Origin of the sequence: Flavobacterium nitrogenifigens (assembly GCF_003254565.1) — a bacterium.
In the GTDB taxonomy this organism is placed as follows: Bacteria; Bacteroidota; Bacteroidia; order Flavobacteriales; family Flavobacteriaceae; genus Flavobacterium; species Flavobacterium nitrogenifigens.
Window position 1 is genome coordinate 1 of record NZ_QJRI01000106.1, and the last position, 548, is coordinate 548.

Annotated in this window: 1 protein-coding gene; it reads right to left on the bottom strand. The window is 41.4% G+C overall.

Annotation, left to right across the window (positions count from 1 at the left end; genetic code table 11):
- The coding region (locus DM397_RS00465; protein ID WP_239457753.1) for a condensation domain-containing protein at positions 1–548 on the bottom strand (548 nt) is incomplete at both ends.

Here is a 548-nt window from a genome sequence, read left to right on the forward strand (position 1 = left end):
GATTCTACGGTAAGCTGGTTTTGGCTGTTTTCCATATCGGACTTGACAATATCCTGTACCGGATAATTTTCAAATGCCATAATATGGTCGATCAGGTTCATGCCCAGTTCACTTTGGGACTGGACATCTGAGAGGTTCATATAATGGTGCGCTTTACTCCAGATCGACTCTTGCTGGATTTGTTTTAATAGATCCAGCGGTGTATCTCCATCATTATACCTTACCCTTACCGGAATGGTATTGATAAACAATCCGATCATATCCTCAACCCCTTCCAAATCTGCGGGTCTTCCTGAGACTACAGTTCCAAAGACAACATCCCGGGTGTTATTATATTTGGATAGTAAATAACCCCATACGCCTTGCATAAATGTGTTTTGGGTCACTCCAATCTCTGCGCAGAGTTCATTTAATCCTGCATATAAATCTCCCTCTATTATAAGGCTTTCTTTGGATTCTAAATAGGTGTTTTTTTCCTTTGATCCTGTTGTAAACGGGATTCCGGCAACATGCTCGTAGCCTTTCAGGTATTCTTTCCAATAGCCAAG